Annotated in this window: 16 protein-coding genes; 5 read left to right on the top strand and 11 right to left on the bottom strand. The window is 68.4% G+C overall.

The features are described from left to right. Nucleotides 1–74 precede the first annotated feature (74 nt). The 4 genes from HV766_RS23765 to HV766_RS23780 all read left to right on the top strand — a co-directional run bounded on the left by HV766_RS23765 (nucleotide 75) and on the right by HV766_RS23780 (nucleotide 3,679). A complete protein-coding gene (locus HV766_RS23765; protein ID WP_054450827.1) occupies nucleotides 75–896 on the top strand; it encodes a ferritin-like domain-containing protein in 822 nt (273 codons plus the stop codon). A 9-nt stretch (nucleotides 897–905) separates the two neighbouring features. Then, nucleotides 906–2,150 (top strand): lytic murein transglycosylase, encoded by a 1,245-nt coding sequence (locus tag HV766_RS23770; RefSeq protein ID WP_175181953.1) that lies wholly within the window; start codon nucleotides 906–908, stop codon nucleotides 2,148–2,150. A 111-nt stretch (nucleotides 2,151–2,261) separates the two neighbouring features. Next, nucleotides 2,262–2,678, top strand: coding sequence for a YidB family protein (locus HV766_RS23775; protein WP_054450829.1), 417 nt, complete (start codon nucleotides 2,262–2,264; stop codon nucleotides 2,676–2,678). 20 nt (nucleotides 2,679–2,698) lie between these two features. Continuing rightward, the gene (locus HV766_RS23780) at nucleotides 2,699–3,679 is read left to right on the top strand and encodes a DUF4434 domain-containing protein (protein WP_175181954.1); all 981 of its coding nucleotides are present in this window, start codon (nucleotides 2,699–2,701) and stop codon (nucleotides 3,677–3,679) included. Between the two features lie 30 nt (nucleotides 3,680–3,709). Here the strand turns inward: HV766_RS23780 and HV766_RS23785 are convergent, their stop codons facing one another. The 8 genes from HV766_RS23785 to HV766_RS23820 all read right to left on the bottom strand — a co-directional run bounded on the left by HV766_RS23785 (nucleotide 3,710) and on the right by HV766_RS23820 (nucleotide 15,546). Next, a complete protein-coding gene (locus HV766_RS23785; protein ID WP_054450831.1) occupies nucleotides 3,710–4,060 on the bottom strand; it encodes a hypothetical protein in 351 nt (116 codons plus the stop codon). A 135-nt stretch (nucleotides 4,061–4,195) separates the two neighbouring features. After that, nucleotides 4,196–6,526, bottom strand: a complete 2,331-nt coding sequence (locus HV766_RS23790; RefSeq protein WP_175181955.1) for an NfrA family protein — start codon at nucleotides 6,524–6,526, stop codon at nucleotides 4,196–4,198. Further along, nucleotides 6,523–8,226, bottom strand: a complete 1,704-nt coding sequence (locus tag HV766_RS23795; RefSeq protein WP_054450835.1) for a glycosyl transferase family protein — start codon at nucleotides 8,224–8,226, stop codon at nucleotides 6,523–6,525. Before HV766_RS23795 ends, HV766_RS23790 begins: the two co-directional genes overlap by 4 nt. Nucleotides 8,227–8,238: 12 nt before the next feature. Then, a complete protein-coding gene (locus HV766_RS23800; RefSeq protein WP_175181956.1) occupies nucleotides 8,239–10,452 on the bottom strand; it encodes a cellulose biosynthesis cyclic di-GMP-binding regulatory protein BcsB in 2,214 nt (737 codons plus the stop codon). Between the two features lie 31 nt (nucleotides 10,453–10,483). Next, the gene (wecB, locus tag HV766_RS23805; protein ID WP_119450919.1) at nucleotides 10,484–11,638 is read right to left on the bottom strand and encodes a non-hydrolyzing UDP-N-acetylglucosamine 2-epimerase; all 1,155 of its coding nucleotides are present in this window, start codon (nucleotides 11,636–11,638) and stop codon (nucleotides 10,484–10,486) included. A gap of 146 nt (nucleotides 11,639–11,784) precedes the next feature. Next, a complete protein-coding gene (locus HV766_RS23810) occupies nucleotides 11,785–12,489 on the bottom strand; it encodes an SDR family NAD(P)-dependent oxidoreductase (RefSeq protein ID WP_119450918.1) in 705 nt (234 codons plus the stop codon). A 30-nt stretch (nucleotides 12,490–12,519) separates the two neighbouring features. Continuing rightward, nucleotides 12,520–13,845: an MFS transporter gene (locus tag HV766_RS23815; RefSeq protein WP_175181957.1), complete on the bottom strand. Its 1,326-nt coding sequence runs from the start codon at nucleotides 13,843–13,845 to the stop codon at nucleotides 12,520–12,522. Between the two features lie 87 nt (nucleotides 13,846–13,932). Further along, complete coding sequence (locus tag HV766_RS23820; RefSeq protein ID WP_254593353.1) at nucleotides 13,933–15,546, bottom strand: FAD-dependent monooxygenase; 1,614 nt, start codon at nucleotides 15,544–15,546, stop codon at nucleotides 13,933–13,935. Between the two features lie 116 nt (nucleotides 15,547–15,662). On the opposite strand from HV766_RS23820, the gene HV766_RS23825 reads away from it, so the two are divergent. Continuing rightward, on the top strand, nucleotides 15,663–16,559 hold the full coding sequence (locus tag HV766_RS23825) for a LysR family transcriptional regulator (protein ID WP_054450843.1): 897 nt from the start codon (nucleotides 15,663–15,665) through the stop codon (nucleotides 16,557–16,559). Here HV766_RS23825 and HV766_RS23830 read toward each other — a convergent pair. From HV766_RS23830 to HV766_RS23840, 3 genes are all read right to left on the bottom strand, one after another. After that, nucleotides 16,556–17,380: an enoyl-CoA hydratase/isomerase family protein gene (locus HV766_RS23830; RefSeq protein ID WP_054450846.1), complete on the bottom strand. Its 825-nt coding sequence runs from the start codon at nucleotides 17,378–17,380 to the stop codon at nucleotides 16,556–16,558. The genes HV766_RS23825 and HV766_RS23830 overlap by 4 nt on opposite strands. Before the next feature lie 62 nt (nucleotides 17,381–17,442). Next, the gene (locus HV766_RS23835; RefSeq protein WP_175181959.1) at nucleotides 17,443–18,573 is read right to left on the bottom strand and encodes a CaiB/BaiF CoA transferase family protein; all 1,131 of its coding nucleotides are present in this window, start codon (nucleotides 18,571–18,573) and stop codon (nucleotides 17,443–17,445) included. A 31-nt stretch (nucleotides 18,574–18,604) separates the two neighbouring features. Continuing rightward, the gene (locus HV766_RS23840) at nucleotides 18,605–19,342 is read right to left on the bottom strand and encodes an IclR family transcriptional regulator (RefSeq protein WP_125472800.1); all 738 of its coding nucleotides are present in this window, start codon (nucleotides 19,340–19,342) and stop codon (nucleotides 18,605–18,607) included. Nucleotides 19,343–19,351 lie beyond the last annotated feature (9 nt).

Below are 19,351 nucleotides of genomic sequence, written 5' to 3' on the forward strand. Positions count from 1 at the left end.
TGCGCGAGGCCTGCGGCCACGGCGCTTTCAAGGGATTTCGGGCGGGCGCGAGGCCGCCCGGCACAGAGAAGCATATGGATAGCAACACGACGCCCGACGCGGCCGGGCATCGCCAGGATTGCCTGCGTGGGCAGGCGCTGGCGGCCCTGGCCGCCACGGCCTGGCAGGACAAGCTGGCGGCAGTGCGCGCCATGTCGGATGAGACGGTGCTGGACTGCGAGCAGGCCTACACGCCCACGGCGGAACTGCCGGGCCGCCCGGCGCGGCCTGAGCTGGTGGTCCCCGCCCAGGTCAAGCAGCGTTCCATGGCCACCGAGGAAGGGCGCGCGGCGCTGCTGCACGCGCTGGCGCACATCGAATTCAATGCCATCAACCTGGCTCTGGATATCATGTGGCGCTTTGCCGGCATGCCGGCAGCCTTCTACCGCGACTGGCTGCGCGTGGCGCGCGAAGAGGCCTATCACTTCGATCTGCTCAGGCAGCGTCTGGCCGCCATGGGCTACGCCTATGGCGACTTCCCCGCCCACAACGGGCTGTGGGACATGGCGCAGCGCACGCAAGACGATCTGCTGGCCCGCCTGGCGCTGGTGCCGCGCACGCTGGAGGCGCGCGGCCTGGATGCTTCCCCCGCGATCCGTGCCAAGCTGGCGGGAGCGGGCGATGCGGAAAGCGCTGCCATCGTCGACATCATCCTGGCCGACGAGATCGGCCACGTGGCCATCGGTAATCATTGGTACAAGCAGCTGTGCGCGCAGGCGGGCAAGGATCCCGTGTCCTGTTATGCCGAACTGGCGCAACGCTATGACGCGCCCCGGCTGCGCGGTCCCTTCAACCTGGAGGCGCGCCGCGCCGCCGGCTTCGACGACGCCGAGCTTGCCGCGCTGCAGGCCGGCTGACTGGACGACATGAACAACCATAACTTCTTCAAGACGCTGCGGGCCCGCCCGCTGCGCGCGCTGGCCTGCGCCCTGGCCGGCGGCGCCCTCATTTCGCTGGTGCCCGCGGCGTCGGCCGCCGACGCGTTCGCGGCCTGCCTCGCGCAATTGCGCGGCGCGGCGCTCAAGGCCGGCGTGTCCGGCGCCACGTTCGACACCCAGACCGCCGGGCTTGCACCGGACATGACAGTGCTGGATCTGCTGGACGCCCAGCCGGAATTCAAGACGCCTATCTGGGACTACATGGCGGCCCTGGTCGACGACGAGCGCGTGGCCGACGGCCGGGCCGGCATGGCGCGCTGGCAGTCTGACCTGGACCGCGCCGCGTCGCGCTACGGTGTGGACGCAGCCACCATCGCCGCGGTGTGGGGCGTGGAAAGCAACTACGGCCGCACACTGGGCGGCCGGCCCCTGCTGACGTCGCTGTCCACGCTGTCCTGCTTCGGCCGGCGTCAGGCATATTTCCGCGGCGAATTCTTTGCCACGCTGAAGATCATCCAGGACGAGCACATCGCGCCCGAACGCCTGACGGGCTCCTGGGCGGGCGCTTTCGGCCAGACCCAGTTCATGCCCTCGACGTACTTGCGGCTGGCGGTGGACTTCGACGGCGACGGCCGCCGCGACCTGGTCGACAGCGTGCCGGACGCGCTGGCATCGACAGCCAATTTCCTCAAGCGCGCGGGCTGGAACAGCGCGCTGCAATGGGGCTATGAAGTCCGCCTGCCGGCGGGTCTGGACACTTCAGGCGCGGGCCGCAAGAACAAGCGCGCGATGTCGTACTGGGCGGGGCGCGGCGTGACGCGCGCCGACGGCCAGCCGCTGCCCGCGGGCGACACGCCGGCGGGGCTGCTGCTGCCGGCGGGCAGCAAAGGTCCTGCCTTCCTGGTCACGCGCAATTTCGACGCCCTGTATTCCTACAACGCAGCCGAAAGCTACGCGCTGGCCATCGCCCACCTGTCCGACAGGCTGCGCGGCGGCGGCCCGCTGGTGCAAGCCTGGCCAACCGACGATCCAGGCCTGTCGCGGGCGCAGCGGCGGGAATTGCAACGGCTGTTGATTGCCCGCGGCTATGAGATCGGCGAACCCGATGGCATGATCGGCGCCCGCACCCGGCAGGCCTTGCAGACGGTGCAGCGCGAACTGGGCCTGCGGCCGGACGGCCGCGCCGGCCTGAAGTCGCTGCAGGCCTTGCAGGCGGGAAAGGCCGTCGACTGACGGGATGCAATCGACAAGCTTTGTAAAGATGCCGGGTGTCATCCATCGGATGACAGGCGGGGCGGCAGGCATGGGCCTATACTGGATCTCCGTTTTTTCAGGAGCACGATGATGAGCCTATTGGATACCTTGGCCTCGATGGCCGGCGGCGGTCAGCAAGGGGGCTCGGCTTCGCTGCTGCCCGCGTTGATCGAGCAACTGAACAAGTACCCGGGCGGCCTGACCGGCCTGATCGCCAGCTTCCAGAAGGGCGGCTTGAGCGAGATCGTGGCGTCATGGGTGGGCACCGGCCAGAACATGCCGGTCAGCGCCGATCAGCTCGGTTCCGTGCTGGATCCCGGCGTCGTCAACGAACTGGCCGCCAAGACCGGTCAGGACACGGACTCCGTGCTGGGTTCGCTGTCCTCGCTGCTGCCGCAACTGGTGGACAAGGCCACGCCCAACGGCGAGGTCCAGGGCGAACAGCAATTCAACCCTGCCGACCTGCTGGCGTCCCTGTCGGGCATCTTCGGCAACCGCGCCGGGTAAATCCTATCGCCAGGCAGCCCATGCAGGCGTCTGCGCCTCCTTCCACCGGCCGGCGACGCCTGTTGCAGGGCTTGGGCGTGGCGGCGCTGGCCGCCAGCCTGCCCGCCTGCGCGCCGGCCTGGTCGGTGCAAAGCACCTTCTGGCAGCTTTGGCCCAGCCACCTGGAATTGAGCCCGCAGGCGTGGCGCGAACGCATCGCCGCCATGCACGCGTTGGGATTCCGCGAGATCATCATTCAGTGGGTGGGCGCCAGCGGCGGGGCGCAGCCCTGGCAACTGCCCGCGTCCACGCTGGCGCTGATCTTCGACGAGGCCGAGCGCCTGGGCATGGGGCTGCAGTTGGGCCTGCCCTACGACGAGCGCTGGTGGCGACAGTTGGGCAATCCGGATGACGCCGCGCTGGCCGCATTCCTGCAGGCCACGCAGGCGCAGGCGCTGGCTTATGCGCAAGCGTCGAACGCAACCCGGCTTGCCGCTTTCCGCGGCTGGTACATCCCTTACGAGATCGAGCAGCACAGCTGGGCCGCGCCCGGCCGCCAGGCGCTGCTGGCGCAATGGCTGCGCGAGCTGTCCGATCCGCTCGTGCAACAGACGGGACGCGTGCCCGCCATCTCCACGTATCACAGCAAATTGCCGGGAGCGCTGAGCCTGGCCGACCTGTGGAACGGATTGTTGGATGTGGTCAGGCTGAGGCCCATGCTCCAGGACGGAGTGGGCGTGTCCGGCATGGCGGCGTATGAGGCGTTGGAGCCCTTGCATCGCATGCTGCTGGCGCGTCGTGCGCCGTTCGACCTGATCGTCGAACTATTCGAGGAACTGCCGTCCGAACGCCAGGACGGCACCACCTTCAATGCCCGCTCCGCCGACGCGGCGCGCGTGCGCCGGCAGTTGCGCATCGCGCGGCGCTACCGCGCGCAACGCGTGGTCGCCTTTGCGGCTGATCCCTGGCTGATCGGGCCTACGCCCGAGGCCGAGCGCCTGAAGCGGGAATGGCCGCTCTAGGCGGCCGATCAGCGGTCTGACGCGGAATGGTTAGCGCGGTTGCGCCGCGGCCATGGCCTTGAGCTGCGCGCAGGTCTTTTCCTTGTCGGCCGCGCTCAACGTGCCCAGTTGCACCTTGGCTTGGCTGTAGGACTTCGAAAAAGCGGCGTCGAAGTCCGCCGCCGACATGCCCTGGGCGCTGGTCGCAGTCTTCTGTTGTTGCTTCATCTGCTCGAGCTGCGCTGCCGTGTAGGCGCCGCAGTACTCGGCGGCGGCATGCATCTGGCCACTCACGGCCGCCAGGTTGGGCATCTGGCCCTGCATGGTCTGCTGGGCAAGGGCGGCGCCGCTGGCCAGGGTCAGGGCGGCGGCGGCCAGGGCGATACGGGCTTGTTTGAACATCGGCAATTCAATCTCCAACGCGGTGAGGGATGAGGTTTGCACGCCTGGCGATCGCGCAGCCTGCGTGGCGCGGAGCACTATGCCCGATTCATTGTTATAGGCTTATGAACCGATGTAATCGTGTGTATCAGCGGCTCAGTACGACAGCGTCATGTTCATGAACCAACCCTTGGCGCGGTCGCTCTCGCCCCCGCCCAGGCTGGTACGGTACTGGACGCCGAAGTCCAGGTAAGAGCGCGGCGCGTTGTAGTGGTCTTCGCGGAACCAGTAGCGCACGTTGAAGCCCGGCCCCACGCCCAGCGACCAAGAAGTGCCGTGGTCGGACAGGACCACCGACTGGCTGCCGTAGCCGGGCAGGTCGTCCAGCTTGGCCACGCTCTTCTGCCACAGCCAGTCCGCGCCGACCACCGCGTACGGAAACAGCACCAGCTTGTCGCTGATGCTGGTGGCGCGGAAGCTGCGGCCCACGCGCAGTTCGCCGGACAGGAAGGCCTGGTCGCGCTTGAGGCGGCCCGAGGAACTGCCCAGATCCTGCTGACGCTGGCCCTTGGAATCCACCGAATAGGCGGTATAGCGGGCGCTGTTGTCGTCCCAGGCGTAGCCGGCCTGCGCATAGCCTTCGATCGTGAGCCAGCTGGGTACGTCCACGCGCAATTCGCGGCCTTGGTAATAGCCGTAGGTGACGTAGGACATCCAGCCCCCGGCATTGCCGTTGAGTTTGTAGCGCGCCACGGCGCTCTGGTCCTGCAGATTGGGATAGGCGTTGTGGAAGGCCTGCTGCGCCGCGCACTGCACCGCGCTGGATTCGGGGTAGGCATAGCCCTGGCGGGTGGCGGATCCCAGAAAGAAGCGGCGTTCGATGCCGAAAGTTATGCCGGTATCGGCCAGCAGATAACGCAGGCCCAGCGCGCCGATGGTGCTGGGGATGCCGGATGAGGTGCTGTTGTTGCGAAAGCGTTCTTCGTTAGAGCGTTCGTCCGGGGTGCTTTCCCCGGTGCAAGGGTCGACATTCCTGCGCGACTCGTAGGTGCTGCCGCTGTCGTACAGCGTGTTGGAGCTGCGCGCGTACGCCTCGAGCATGCCCCAGCGGTTGTTCAGTTGCGGCGGACGCCAGAAGATTTCCGCGGTGCTGAAGATCACGTCGCCAGGGGTGTTGATGGCGGCCCCGCCCAGGCTGGAGCTGGCCGGCCGTGCGCCGCGATAGGATGCGGAGAACGAGCCGCCCCATTCGCGCGACAGGGCGGCGACGCCGCTGCGCGTGTTGTAGCGCTCCAGCGGCGTGAGGCCCAACTGGCCGGCATCGTCCATGTCGATGGCTTGCTTGAGCGAGTCGGTGGCGGCGCGGTTGTCGCCCATTGCCGACTGCGCATAGGCCTGGTCCAGGATCAGGCGCGGCGGCGCCTGGCCGGTGGCGCGCGCGGCCGCGAAGTCGGACGCCGCGCCCGCGGGCTGGCCCAGGCGCTGGCGCGCATAGCCGCGCTGCGCAAGCAGCTGGGCCGAGTCCGGCTGGCGGGCGATGGCGTCGCTCAGCCGGGCTTCCGCCTCGGCGGCTTGCGCCTTGTTGCCCGCGGCCAGCGCGGTCGTCAGCAGCTGGGCATAGCTCTCATTGTCCGGCGCTTGCGCCACGGCCTGGCGGGCCAGCGTGATGGCTTCCTGGTAGGCGCCCTTGTCGTAGGCGGCATAGGCGCCCGTGGCGGCCTCGCTACCCGGAGCCGGCGCCGCGGGCGCCTGGCTTGCGGCGATCTGCTTCTGATAGGCCTGCTGCCTCGCCTGCAGCGCCGCCTTGTTGGGCGCGCCCAGCGCCAGCGCCGTGTCGACGGCCTGGCTGGCGGCTTCGTAGCGCTGTTGCGCGCCCAGCGATTCCACCCACAGCAAGGCCCATTCGCCTTGCCTGGGCACGGCGCGGAAGGCGCGTTCGGCGCCTGCGGCGGACGCGGCGTAATCCTGGCGTCCATAGTCCGCATAGGCGCGCGCCGCCACGGGATAGGCGCGCTGGTACGGGGTTTGCGGCGCGGGCTTGCGGACAGGGGCGGGCGTCTGCACGGGCGTCTGCCCGGAAGCTTGCGCAGGCGTTTGCGCCGCGGGCTGTGTGGGCGTGGCGGCCACGGCAGGCGGGCGCTGCAGGTTGGCCTTGGCCTGCCGCAGTTCCGGGGTGCCCAGGCCGTCGGCGATCGCCGCGTCGGCCGCACGGGCGGCCTCCTGCCGTTTACCTTGCTTTTCCAAGGCATAGACCAGCAACAGGCGCAGGCGAGCCACGTCGGGCCGCAGGCGGATGGCGTTCTCCGCCATGATCTGGGCGGTTTCGTAATGGCCGGCGTCGTACTGCTTGTAGGCCTGGTCGGCCAGTTGGTAGGCGTCGCCTTCCAGCGGACGTTCGGCTGCGGCGGCAGGTTGCGCGGCCGCTACAGGGACTGCGGCCACGCACAGCAGGGCGCTGAAAGCCAGCGTACGGGAAAGGACGGTCATGGAGGAGTGGGCCTGTGCGATAGCGGGTCCGCGGGGTGTTCGGTTTGCGTCGGGGCGCCTTGCTGGAATGACAGCGCTTCGTGCAGCGTCTTTTCGTCGAGCCAGCCCCGCTCCATCAGGATTTCGCCCAGCGGCCGCTTCTCGCGCGCCTGGATCTCCAGCGCCTGCTCCAGCATCTGATGATCGATGGCCTGCCAGGACAGCAGCAGGTCGCCCAGGCGCTGGCGCTGCTGCGCCAACTGGTCGGTGGAGGGGAAGTCATGCATGGTCTTGTCCCAGGCCAGCCGCTTGCCCGTGATCAGGTGGCCGATGAACAGGCGCCAGGCCCGCGCCGCCGCCATGGCGTTGATGAAGTTGCCGACGATCATGCGCGGCATGGACAGCAGGGCGTGCTCCCAGCCGTACATGCGGCCGACGAAGTACGCGCGCTGCACCACGCGCAGCAGCAGGGCCCCCGCGTTCAGCCACATCAGCGTCACCAGCCAGCCGCCGGGGCGGAAGTAGGAAGGGTAATAAACCTTCCACCAGCCAAAGCGGTCGGCCAGATAGAAGAGAAAGAAGTTGGCCAGCAGCAGATAGGCCAGTATTGCGATGAACGACGTGAACAGTCCCTTGCGGTCGCGGAACAGCAGATACTTGGTGGCCAGCGAGCCGGTCCATCCCACCTGCTGCCAGCCTTGCAGGCCGATGCCCAGCGTCCAGCGCGCCTTTTGCCGGTAGGCGGTGCGGAAGGTGTTGGGGAAGTATTCGCGCACGCCCAGCGGCATCCTGATGGCGGAGATCTTCTCCCGCCCCAGGCCGAACCATGAGCGGCGGCGCGTCACGTACTCGACCTCGAATTTGCCGAAGATCTGGCGCATGCCGCGCTGGGCCAGGCGCGCGCCGATGTCGTAGTCCTCGGTCAGCGTGTCGGTATTGAAGGGCTGGTTGTTGGTCTCTGCCGCCAGCACCTCCAGCGCGTGGCGCGAGAAGCAGGTGCCGACGCCGGCGGACGGCACCATCTTGGACAGGCTTTCCCGCACCACCAGGTCCTTGGTGTGCCATTCGGCAAACTCGTCCATGTAGGTGCCGGCGACCAGCTCGTGCCACTCCCGTTCCAGCGACGTGACTGGCAACTGGATGAAATCGATGCGCGGCAGCAGATAGTTGTAGTACTTGAGTTCCAGCGGGTGCAGCACGTCTTCGCTGTCGTGCAGGATCACGCCGGCGAAGGGCTCGGGCTGCATGGCATTCTGGGCGAAGATGGCCTGCACGATCCAGTTCAGGCAGTCGGCCTTGCAGGTCGGCCCGTCGTGCGGCACTTCCACCCGTATCAGTTGGCGGTAGCGCCGCCGCATGCGTTCCACTTCCTTGATGGTGCGCTCGTCGTTCTGGTACGTGCCCGCGAAGATCATGTAGTTCTTGTATTCCAGCGTCGACACCATGTTCTCCAGCATGGGCGCGATCACGTCGTACTCCAGCCAGGCCGGCACCATGATCGCCAGCGGCTGTTCCCGCTTGGCGCGCAACTGCTCGGCGGTCAGCGGCGCATACTGGCGCTTGACCGTCAGCCCGCGGCGCAGTTCGCGCAGCCAGAACCAGCCGTCGATGAACAGGTCGTCCAGGCTGGACAGCAGGATGATGACGCCGACTACAGCCGTCACGATCTCCAGGCCGCGGTAGTAGTCGGCGATGAGGTAGGGCCAGTAAAGCGAGGACATGGCGCCTCCGGGTTACTTGCTGTCCTTGTTCTTCCTGCGGGTGACGCGCAATGCGGCGATCAGGATCAGGAGCAGGACCAGCAGGCCCACGCTCAGCGCCGGGACGCTCCACGACAGGTAGTTGCGCCATTCGAAGAAGGCGCTTGCGCCCGCCCCAGGCGGCTGGCCCGCCGCGGGATTGGCGCTGTCGATCCAGGCCAGCGGCCCTGCCGCGCCGATGATGGCGATGTTGCCGCGGTTCAGCACGAAGGGCGCCTGCGGCATGACCGGGCGCTGGCCCAGCGTGTGCCACAGCAGGCCGTCCTGGCCGCCGGCGCGCACCACTTCGGCCGTGCTCAGGTTGTCCAGGCCGGAAACGTCGAGCCAGGGCGCGCTCTTGCCGTCCACCGTCAGCTGCTTGCGGTCCGTGACCTTGACCATGGGCTTGGCGCCGTCCACCGCGACCTCCATCGCCACGAAGGGGCCGCCGGGCTTGGCCGCCTGGCCCGCCGGCGTGAGCGACAGCGCCGCGCGCGTGGCGGACAGGCCGCTGGCCGTGGCGATGCCGATGACGCGTTGCAGGCTGGCCGGCGCGTCGGCCAGATAGCCGTCGGGGATCAGCAACTGGGGGCTGCCGGCCAACAGCGGCAGCAGCCCCACGAAGGTGCCGTCCGGCTGCGCGCGGCCCGGCTTCACATAGCTGGTGGGCAGCACGTTGACGGGGTAGCCTTGCGGGATTTCATTGCAATCCACCGATACCGGCTGGCGCTGGAACGTGACGCGCACCGCGTTGGTAAGGCCCAGGGCGTAGCCGGGCACGCGCGCCGTCAGGCGTTCGGGATGGCCGTCGGCGTCCATCTGCTTGGCGGCCAGCAGGATGCCATTCCAGAATACCGAGGCGACCGGCCGGGTGGCGGACGCGCCCGGCGCGGCGGCCAGGTCCATGACCAGTTCGTCCGGCATGCTGCCGTCCGCCGACACCGCGGCCAGCGCGAACGTGGCGTTCCAGTCGCCGCGCGCGACCACGTCGAAGCTGGCGGACGATCCGCCCAACGCGGTCAGGCGCATGCCATCTTCGCCCGAAGCCTGCGGCGGCTCCGCCGTCTTGACCTGCGCCTGGCGCGTGACCAGGATGCGGCGCCAAGCCGTGTCGAAGGCGCCCGCGCCTTGCGCGCCGGCGTCGGCGGCCACGGCGATGACCGCCTGCCGGCCCAGCGGCGCCAGGCGGATCTCCTTGGAGGGCAGGTCCTGGCCGGCCAGGGGCATGCGCCGCTGGCGCCAGGCCTGGAAGGCCTCGGCGGCGTCGCCGTCCTGCGCCAATTGCGCCTGCAAGGCGTCCAGCGCCTCGTTGTAGCGGGCGCGCAGCGCGGCGTCGGCGATCACCACGTCGCCGCTGACGGCGGGGGCGCCCATGACCAGCAGCGCGCCGATCTCCGCGGCGTTGGCCAGCTTGTGCTTGTCCTTGCCCGCCAGGGCTGCGAACGCCTGCACTTGCCCCAGTCCGTTCGGGGCCTGCAGGCCGCGGGTGTCGATCTCGTCGCCCACCGCCGGGAAGGCGCGGACTGCGACCCGCTTGCCGCTGCGCTCCATCGCCACGCCCATGCGCCAGGCGCTGTCGAAAGCTTGCTGGTCGAGCTTGGCGCCCGCCACCATCAGCACGGGCTTGCCGGGCAGGGTGCTCCAGGCTTCGTCCAGGCTGCCGATGGCCGAGGCGTCGTAGCGGTAGCTCAGGCGCGTGCGCGGCGACACCATCAAGGCGTTGGCGGTGGCGCGGTTGCTTTCGCACTGGCGCTGCGCGATGTCCGATTGCCAGTCCACCGCCAGGCGCACGAAGCCGGTGTCGCGCACGCGTTGCTCCACGTTCAGCTTGCGCGTGGCCGACCCCTCGCCGTCGGCGATGCGCTGCGCCGTCTGCGGCACGCCGTCCACCCATAACACCATGCTGGCGCGGCCCGGTTCGCCCTTGATGTAGCGCGCGTCGAAATCGAGCGTGGCGTCGGCTATCGGCACGCCGCGGGGTACCGGCAGGTAGAACTCCTGGCGCGCATCGCTGTTGCTCAGCACCACCGGTTCGCGGATGCCCAGGTCTTCCAGGCTGGTGTCGCGCGTGACCCAGTCGTCGCCCAGCAAGCGCCGCAAGGCGTCGCCCGCGGGACTGGCCATCGCTCCCAAGGGGAGCAGCAACCCGGCGGCGATCAGCGCGCGGCAGAGGGTGCGGGCGGCGGGGGAATGCGGGGCATGGGGCATGAGGGCTCCGGTGGTGAGGGGCATGGGGCGGCTAACGGGCCGCGGCCGGTGCTTGAGGCGCAAACTCGGATACGGCGCGGCCGCAAAGCGCATCGACGATGCGCTGGCTGGCGAGGCCGTCGCCATAGGGATTGATGCGGCGCGAGAACGAAGCGTGCAGTTCCGGGTTGTCGAGCAAGCGGTTCACTTCGGCCAGGATGCGCTGCGTATCGGTGCCGACCAGCGTCACGGTGCCGGCCTGCACGGCTTCCGGGCGTTCGGTGACGTCGCGCATCACCAATACCGGCTTGCCGAGGTAGGGCGCTTCTTCCTGCACCCCGCCCGAGTCGGTCAGGATCAGGTAGGCGCGCTGCATGAACCAGACGAAGTCCAGGTAATCCAGCGGGGCGATCAGATGCACGCGCGACAGGCCGTCCAGTTGAGCCATCACCACGTTGCGCACCTGCGGATTCAGGTGCACGGGGTAGACGATCTGCAGGTCTTCGCGCCGCGCCAGTTCGGCCAGGGCGGCGCAGATGTTCCGGAAGCCCTCGCCGAAGCTCTCGCGCCGGTGTCCGGTCACCAGCAGCAGGCGGCGCTGCGGATCCAGCCAGCCGTAGCGTGCCGCCAATTGCTGCGCCAGCGCACCTTCGGGCGCGAGCTTGGCGCAGGTCATGGCCAGCGCGTCGATCACGGTATTGCCTGTGACCGTGATGCGGCCCGAGAGGTTTTCGCGCAACAGGTTGGCGCGCGATTGCGCAGTCGGCGCGAACAGCCAGTCGCCCACCGCGTCGACCACGCGGCGGTTCATTTCCTCGGGGAAGGGCTTGGCCAGATCGCCGGTGCGCAGGCCGGCTTCGACGTGGCCGATGCGCGCGCGGCGGTGGAAAGACGCCAGCGCGCAGGCCGATGCGGTGCTGGTGTCGCCGTGGACCAGCACGCAATCGGGCTGCTCCGCCTCCAGCACGCTGTCCACCCGGCTGATCAGCCGCGCGTACAGGCCGTTGAGCGTCTGGTTGGGCACCATGATGTCCAGGTCGTGCTGCGCCCGCAGGTCGAACAGGGCCATCACCTGATCCAGCATCTCGCGATGCTGGCCCGTCACGCAGACGACGCTCTGGATCCGGGGTTCGCCTTGCAGCGCGGACACCAGGGGCGCCATCTTGATCGCTTCGGGACGGGTCCCGAATATGGAAAGGACTTTCATCGCAAGAGCGGGCCCCCTACGCCGGTGGCATTTTCTTGCGTAGATTATGGATTGAAAGTAATCGTAATATGTGACGGTTTATTTCAATAAAAGGGGATTGCCGGAAAATTTGGGGACAAACTGTTGCTTTCGCGCGATACCCCGAACTATTTACCCAGCGTCATGCCGCCGTCGATGGTGACGACCGAACCCGTCATGAACAGGAACGGCGGCCTGGTCAACGCGATGATCGACGCCGCGATTTCCTGGGTAGTCGCCAGGCGGTTCATCGGATGCATGGCCGCAAGCCGCGCTTCGTCCAGTTCGCCCGCGTCGATGGAATGCTGGATCAAGGGCGTCTTGACGTAGCCCGGCGCCACCGCGATGACCCGGATGCCGTCCTCGGCCCATTCATTGGCCAGCGACCGCGTCAGCGTCGCCACGCCGGCCTTCGATACGGCGTAGTGGGCGCGGCCCTTCATCATGACCATGCCGGCCACCGACGCGATGTTGACGATGACGCCGCCGCGGGCGCGCAGCGCCGGATACAGGGCATGCGCGCAATGGAAGGTGCCGTTGAGGTTCACGGCCAGGACCTGGGCCCATTCCGCGGGGTCCTTTTCCGCGACCGGGGCACGGCTGCCGGCGATGCCGGCGGCGTTGATCAGCAGGTCTACGCCGTCCAGCTGTGCCGCCGCGCGGGCTACGCTGGCGTAGTCCGAAACGTCGACGGCCACGGCGTCATCCGCGGCGCTCCGGTCCCATACCACGACCTGCCAGCCTTCGGCGCGCAGCTGCCGCGCGCATTCCTGGCCGATCCCGCTTGCGCCGCCGGTGACGACGGCGGTCCTTGCTTGAGTGTTCGTGCTCATGTCTGACTCGCTATGTAGGTTGTGTCGATTTCAGGTGCCGGAGGCCGCTGCTTGCGCGGCCGGCGCCGCGCGCCGGTTGCGCAAGCACAGGATCGCCAGGCCCGCGCTCGCCAGCGTCGCCAGGGCGAACACCTGGGCCGCGAGTTCCCATTCGCCGCCGCTGGCCTGCATGACCGCGCCGGTCAGGGTCGGGCCGAAGAAGCCACCCAGCGAGCCGATGGTCGTAACCAGCGCCAGGGGGCCGGCGCTCGCGCCGATGTAGTTCTGCACCGCGGCATTGAGCGGACCGTAGTACGCGATGGTGTAGCCGGTGATGATGGACACCACGGCCAGGAATGCCGCCAGGGACACCGTCGCCGCGCCGTGCAGCATCAGGAAGCCGCCCGCGCCCGCCAGGCAGACGACCGCCAGGTGCCAGCGGATGTCGCCGGTGCGTTCGCTGCTGCGTCCGACCACGTAGCTGAACACCAGCGCCACGACGTTGGGAATCATCAGCAGCGCGCCGATTTCCAGCGGCGTGATGCCGTACAGCTGCTTGAGTATGGTCGGAAGAAAGTACGCCAGGGCAAAGGTCGCGGCATACGCGGCCAGCAAGATCAACAGCAGGCCCCACAGCATGGGCTGGCGGAAGACGGCGAATCCGTGCGTCCAGGAAGCGGAGGGGAAGGCCGTGCGGGCCGGAGCCTCGTGTTCCATGACGGCGCGCAAGCCCTGGCGCTGGCCGTCGCTGAGCCAGCGGGCCTCCTGCGGCGTGCCGGGCAGGTAGCGCAGGATCAGCAAGCCCAGCAGCATGGTGGGCAGGCCTTCGATGAGGAACAGCCAGCGCCAGCCCGGCATGCCGGCGTCGATCTTCAGCAGCGCGCCCGCCAGTGGCCCGCCGAAGATCATGGCCAGCGGCAGCGCCATGATGAAGATCGAATTGATGCGGCTGCGGTAGCGCGGCGGAATCCAGGATGCGATGTAGAAGTTGACGGCGGGAATGAAACCGCCTTCCGTCACGCCCAGCAGGAAGCGCAGCGCGTAGAACGATTTTTCACCGTGCAGCGCGGCCATCAGGCAGGAGACCAGGCCCCAGGCCAGGAACATGCAGGCCAGCCAGCGCCTGACGCCGAAGCGTTGCAGCGCCAGGTTGGCGGGCACGCATACGCTGGCATAGCCGATGAAGAAGAGGCCCGCGCCGAACCCGTAGGCCGCCAGGGAGATGCCCAGGTCCGCGCCCATCTGCAGCTGCGCATAGCTGATGTTGGTGCGGTCCAGGAAGTTGAGCAGATATCCTGCGAACAGCAAGGGCAGGACGCGGTTGCGAAAGCCGGCGACAGCCTGTTCGGCATGCGCCAGATCTTCATTGCGGATCATGGTAGGTCTCCTGTCGTCCGCCTTGGTGGCGGATCTCTCTAGGCTGGGATGGCGGCGGCGCGGGGCAGCGCAGCGCCGGCTGTGGTTTCAGTTGCGCCCTGTCACCCGGGCGTACAGGTCGGTATCCGGCCACGCGGCGCCGCGCCAGGCGACGTGCTGGTCGGGCCGGATCAGGGTGAGCGGGGCGGGGTAGAGGTTGGCCACGCCGCCTTCGTCCGGACGGATCAGCGTCAAGGGCACGCCCGCAGCCTGCGCTGCGGATACGGCGGCATCGACGTCGCGGGCGGCTGCCGTGGGCAAGGCCAGCAGGGTAAAACCCGGGCCGAAATGGTCGTACAGTGAGCTGCCGTCATGCAGCCAGGCATGCGGCGCCAGGGCGCCGGGACGGGACGAGGGCGTGTAGTTGATGAAGTCCCGGGCCGGCTCGGGGCTGCCGTCGGGCACGATGACGGGAGAGTCCGCGTACTGGTAGCCCAGCACCACGCCCAGGGTGGAGAACTCGCGCATCTTCGCCGCGCGGATGCGCGCGCCGGCTGCCTGGCGCGCCTGCTCGCCTGCGGCGCCAGCGTCTTCAAGATGGTCCGCCAGCAAATGATTGCCGAGGATCGAATGGTTGTGTTCGGCTTCGTCGAGCACCCATTGGTGCACGGGCCGGCGTTCCCGTTCATAGCTGTCGATGAGGGCGGGGCCGCCCCAGCCTTGCAGCGCCGCGGCCAGCTTCCAGCCCAGGTCCACGCTGTCGGCCACCCCCATGTTCATGCCATAGCCGCCGAAGGGCGGATGCAGATGGCAGGCATCGCCCACCAGGAAGACGCGCCCTTGGCGGTAGCGGTCGCCCAGCAGCTTGCTGGCGGTCCACTCGTCGCTGCTGAGCACCTCGTATGGCAGGTCGATGCCGGTGGCGCGGGCGATCATGGCGCGCGCGTCGATGTCGCTGGCGCGTTGCTGCGGGTCCACGTGAGTGGGCATGAAGAACCAGGTGTCGCCGCTGTCCATCGGACCGATCAGGCTGGGCGCGTCGCCGTTGATCTGCCAGTACATGATGGCGGGGCCGTGCCGATGGGCCTGGGCCAGTCCGGGGGCGCGGAACACGATGTTGTAGTTGCGGGACAGCCCGTAGCTGCCTTCCATGCGCGTGCCGATCAGGTCCCGCACCAGGCTGCGGGCGCCGTCGGCGCCCACCAGGTAATCCACTTCCAGTTCGATGTCCCGGCCTTGCGCCAGATCGCGCAAGCGCGCGTGCACTCCGCCGGCATCCTGCGTCAGGTCCAGCAGCTCGGAGCGGAACCGTATCTCCACGTCGGGTAGCGAGGAGGCATGCGAACGCAAGACCTCTTCCACGGTGTACTGGGGTATCCACTGCGCGTGTTCCGAGTACAGCGGATTGCGGCCGGGGGCGCAGTACATGGCGTTCTCGTGCCGCCCGAGTTCGACGCCGGCCAGGCGGGTGCAGAACACGACGTTGGAGGGGTAGTACGCGCCCAGCGGCGACGCCGCGCGCAATCGGTCGGCGATGCCCCAGCGGCGCAGGTGTTCGCGCGTGCGCACATTGGTCGTCTTGGCGCGCGGTGCGTATCCCACGCGGTCGTTGCGCTCGATGAGCAGGCACGGAATCCTTCTGTGCCCCAGTTCGATCGCCAGACTCAGTCCGGCCGGTCCGGCGCCCACGATCAGCACGCGGGGCGAGGCTCGCTTCTCCACCTTCGGTCTCCTCGGTTGCCTGCTCATCTGCAGGCTTTGGAAGCATCCTAGGCCTATGTCCATGATGCCGAAAGATGGCAGAATTGGCTTGCCGATATCAAATTTGATTCACTTCCATGAAGCTCAACACCCTGCGGGATTTCCTGGCCGTGGCCGAACGCGGCGGCGTCAGGGCCGCGGCCCGCCATCTGGACGCGCCTCAGCCGGCCATCTCGCGCAGCATCCGCGAACTCGAGAAAGAGCTGGGGTGCGTGCTGTTCGAACGGCATGCCAAGGGCGTGCGCCTGACCCCCATGGGCGCCGTGTTCCTCAGGCGGGCCAACGCCATCCGCCATGAGCTGCAGCGTGCGCGCGACGAGATCGGCCAGTTGAACGGCGCGTCCCGCGGACGCGTCACGCTGTGCATGTCGACCGCGCCGCATCTGGGACTGTTCGCCGAAGTGTTGCGCGAGTTCCGGGCGCGCTACCCGGATACTCATCTGGAGATCATCGACGGGGTCTACCCGCTGGTGGAGGCGTCCCTGCTGGATGGCACCGTGGACTTCTACATCGGGCCGGTGCCCGCGCGCACGCCTGGCGAGCTACAGGTGGAAAAGCTCTTCGACAACACGCGCGTGATCATCGGCCGCAAGGGCCATCCGCTGGCGCGCGCCCGTTCCCTGCGCGACCTGGCCGGGGCGCAATGGATCACCACCTCCATCACGCACAAGGCCGAAGAAGAGCTGGGTCCGCTGTTCGAGAAGCATGGCCTGCCGCCGCCGCACCTGGCCTTGAAGGCCCAGTCCGCGCTGACCTTCATCACGGCCCTGACCAATTCCGACCTGCTGATGATGCTGCCGGTGCAATGGCTGCAGTATCCGCTGCTGCAAGGCGTGTTCCAGGAAATCCGCGTCAAGGAACCGCTGCCCGCGCCGCCGGTATGCATCGTGCAGCGCGCCGGCCTGCCGCTGACGCCGGCTGCCGAGTACTACTGCACGCTGGCGCGGCGGGCAAGCGCGCGGACCTCGGGCTAGAGGCCGGCCGCCGGCCACTGGAAGCGTTGCGCCACCTTGTCGAGAAAGCGGCCGGCCGCCTCGCGGTGGTAGTCGGTGGAGCGGGCCACGCCCTGGCCCGCGGCTTCCAGGTCCAGCATCGCGTTCAGGTCGCTGTTGAGCGAAGCGTTGAAGCCGCGCTTGGTGATCGCCAGCGCCGCCATGGGCAGTTCTGCCATGGACAGCGCGATCTGCCGCGCGCGTTCGTGGATCGCCTCCTGCGGCTGGATCTCGAACACGATGCCCATGTCGCGGGCTTCCTGCGCCTCGAATTCGCGGGTGGAGAAGGCCAGTTCCTTGGCGCGTTGCAGGCCCACCATGCGCGGCAGCGTGTACATGGTGGCGCAATCGGGGATGGCCCCCAGCCGCAGGAAGGACAGGCAGAAGCGCGCCCGCGGCGAGGCCAGGATCAGGTCGGCGGTCAGGGCCAGGCCCAGCCCGGCGCCATAGGCCGGGCCGTCGACCGCTGCGATCACCGGCCGGTCCAGCGTGATCAGGCCTTCTATCGTCAGGAGCAGGCTGGCCATGCGTTCGCGCGCCTCTTCGGCGGAGCCGCCGGAGCCCATGGTGGAGATGTCGCCGCCCGAGCAGAAGGCGCCGCCCGCGCCGGCCAGGATCACGACGCGCACGCCGCGGTCGCGCCGGATCTCGCCCACCAGATGGGCCAGCTCTTCGCGCATGACCATGTCCAGCGCGTTGCGCTGGGCGGGGCGGTTCAGCGTGATGGTGGCGACGCCGCCTTCCACGGCATAGAGCAGGGTCTTGAACTCGCTAGAGATGACTTGCATCGGATCGGTCTCCATGTCTGCCTTCCATGATGGCCGGGCCGCGCCATGCGGATCCGGCCGCAAGCTGCCGCGGGCGCTCAGGCGATGGCGCCGCGTTCGCGCAGGGCCTGGATCTCGGCTGGCGCCAGGCCCAGTTCCGCCAGCAATTCTTCCGTGTGCGCGCCGGCCGCGGGCACTGCGCGAGCCTGCCCGGGCGTGCGCGAAAGCCGCGGCGCGGGGGCGGGGTGCACGATGCCGCCGGTTTCGATGAAACTGTTGCGCGCCACATGGTGGGGGTGCCGCGGCGCTTCCTCGAAGTCCAGCACCGGCGCGAAGCAGGCATCCGTGCCTTCGAGCAGCGCGCACCATTGCTCGCGGGTGCGGCCGGCGATGATGCCGGCCAGCTTGGCGCGCAGCTGCGGCCATTGCGCACGTTCCCATTGCTGCTGGAAGTCCGGGTCGTCGATGCCGCAACGCTCCAGCAGCAGGCGGTAGAACTGCGGTTCGATCGCGCCGATGGAAACGTACTTGCCGTCCGCGCAGGCATAGCAGCCGTAGAAATGGGCGCCGCCGTCCAGCATGTTGGACTGGCGCTGGTTGATCCAGCCTCCGTCTTGCAGTTTGCCGTGGTAGGCGCTCGCCAGCAGGGACGCGCCGTCGCAGATGGCTGCGTCCACCACCTGGCCCCGGCCCGTGCGGCCGGCCTCGAGCAGGCCGCAAAGCACGCCGAAGGCAAGCATCATGGCGCCGCCGCCCATGTCGCCGACCAGATGCAGCGGCGGCGTCGGCGGCCGGTCGGCATGTCCCATGGCGTGCAGCGCGCCGGTGATGGCGATGTAGTTCAGGTCATGGCCGGCCGCCTGCGCCAGCGGTCCGTCCTGGCCCCAGCCCGTCATGCGTCCGTACACCAGCCGCGGATTGCGCGCCAGGCATTCGTCCGGCCCCAGGCCCAGCCTTTCCATCACGCCCGGCCGGAAGCCTTCCAGCAAGGCGTCCGCCCGGTCCAGCAGCCGCAGCACGATGTCGGTCGCGCCGGGCTTCTTGAGATCCAGCGCGATCGTGCGCCGGCCCCGGTCGATGATGGTGCCGCCGCCGCCCAGGAAGCCGGGCGCAAGCCGGTCGATGCGGATCACGTCCGCGCCCATGTCCGCCAACATCATGGCGCAGAACGGGCCGGGCCCGATGCCGGCCATTTCCACCACCGTCAATCCGTTCAGGGGACCAGCCATGTCTATCGTCACTCCATGATGTGTCGGGTTCTCAGGATTCGAAGAATTCGGCGCGCGCGTCCAGGATGACCTGGGTGTACTTCTCCATGTTGGCGTCCATGCGATGGGTCGGGCCGACGATGGACAGGGCAGTCAACTGTCCGCCGACACGCCCGGCGATGCCGATGGCCGAGACGCCTTCATTGCCTTCGTCGCGGGTGTGGAAGTACTTCTTTTCCAGCTGGGATTCGATCTGCGTGCGCAAGGTGCCGGGGTCGGTGATGCTGCTGGCCGTGACGTGTTCGAACGGCAGCGCATCGATCACGGCGTTGCGTTCTGCGGCGTCCATTTCACCCAGCAGCGCCTTGCCCAGCGCCGCGACCTGCAGGTCGAAGGTGGTGCCGGGCTGCACCACGTAGCGCAAGGCGCGCGGGCTTTCCTGGCTGGCGTAGATCTTCACCTTGTTGCCGTCGAGCAGGCCGCACATCGAGGATTCGCCGGACTGGCGCGTCAGGATCTCCAGCGCTTCGGACGCGAAGGCTTGCAGCGGGTCGGCCGCCGAAATGCCCTGGGCCACGTCGAGCAGCCTGCCCGTCGGGTGGAAGTAGCGCGACTTGGGCGTGCGCAACAGGTAGCCTGCCTGGCGCAGCGTGTAGAGCAGGTCCGAGCAACTGCTGTCGGCCAGGTCGAGAAAGCGCGCCATTTCCGAATTCGTCAGGGGACGGCGCTCCCGCGCATAGACTTCGAAGACTTGCAGCACGCGCTGTGCGGTAGGGAGGATTTGCGGCATAGGATGTCG

Origin of the sequence: Achromobacter aegrifaciens (assembly GCF_902859735.1) — a bacterium.
In the GTDB taxonomy this organism is placed as follows: domain Bacteria; phylum Pseudomonadota; class Gammaproteobacteria; order Burkholderiales; family Burkholderiaceae_B; genus Achromobacter; species Achromobacter aegrifaciens.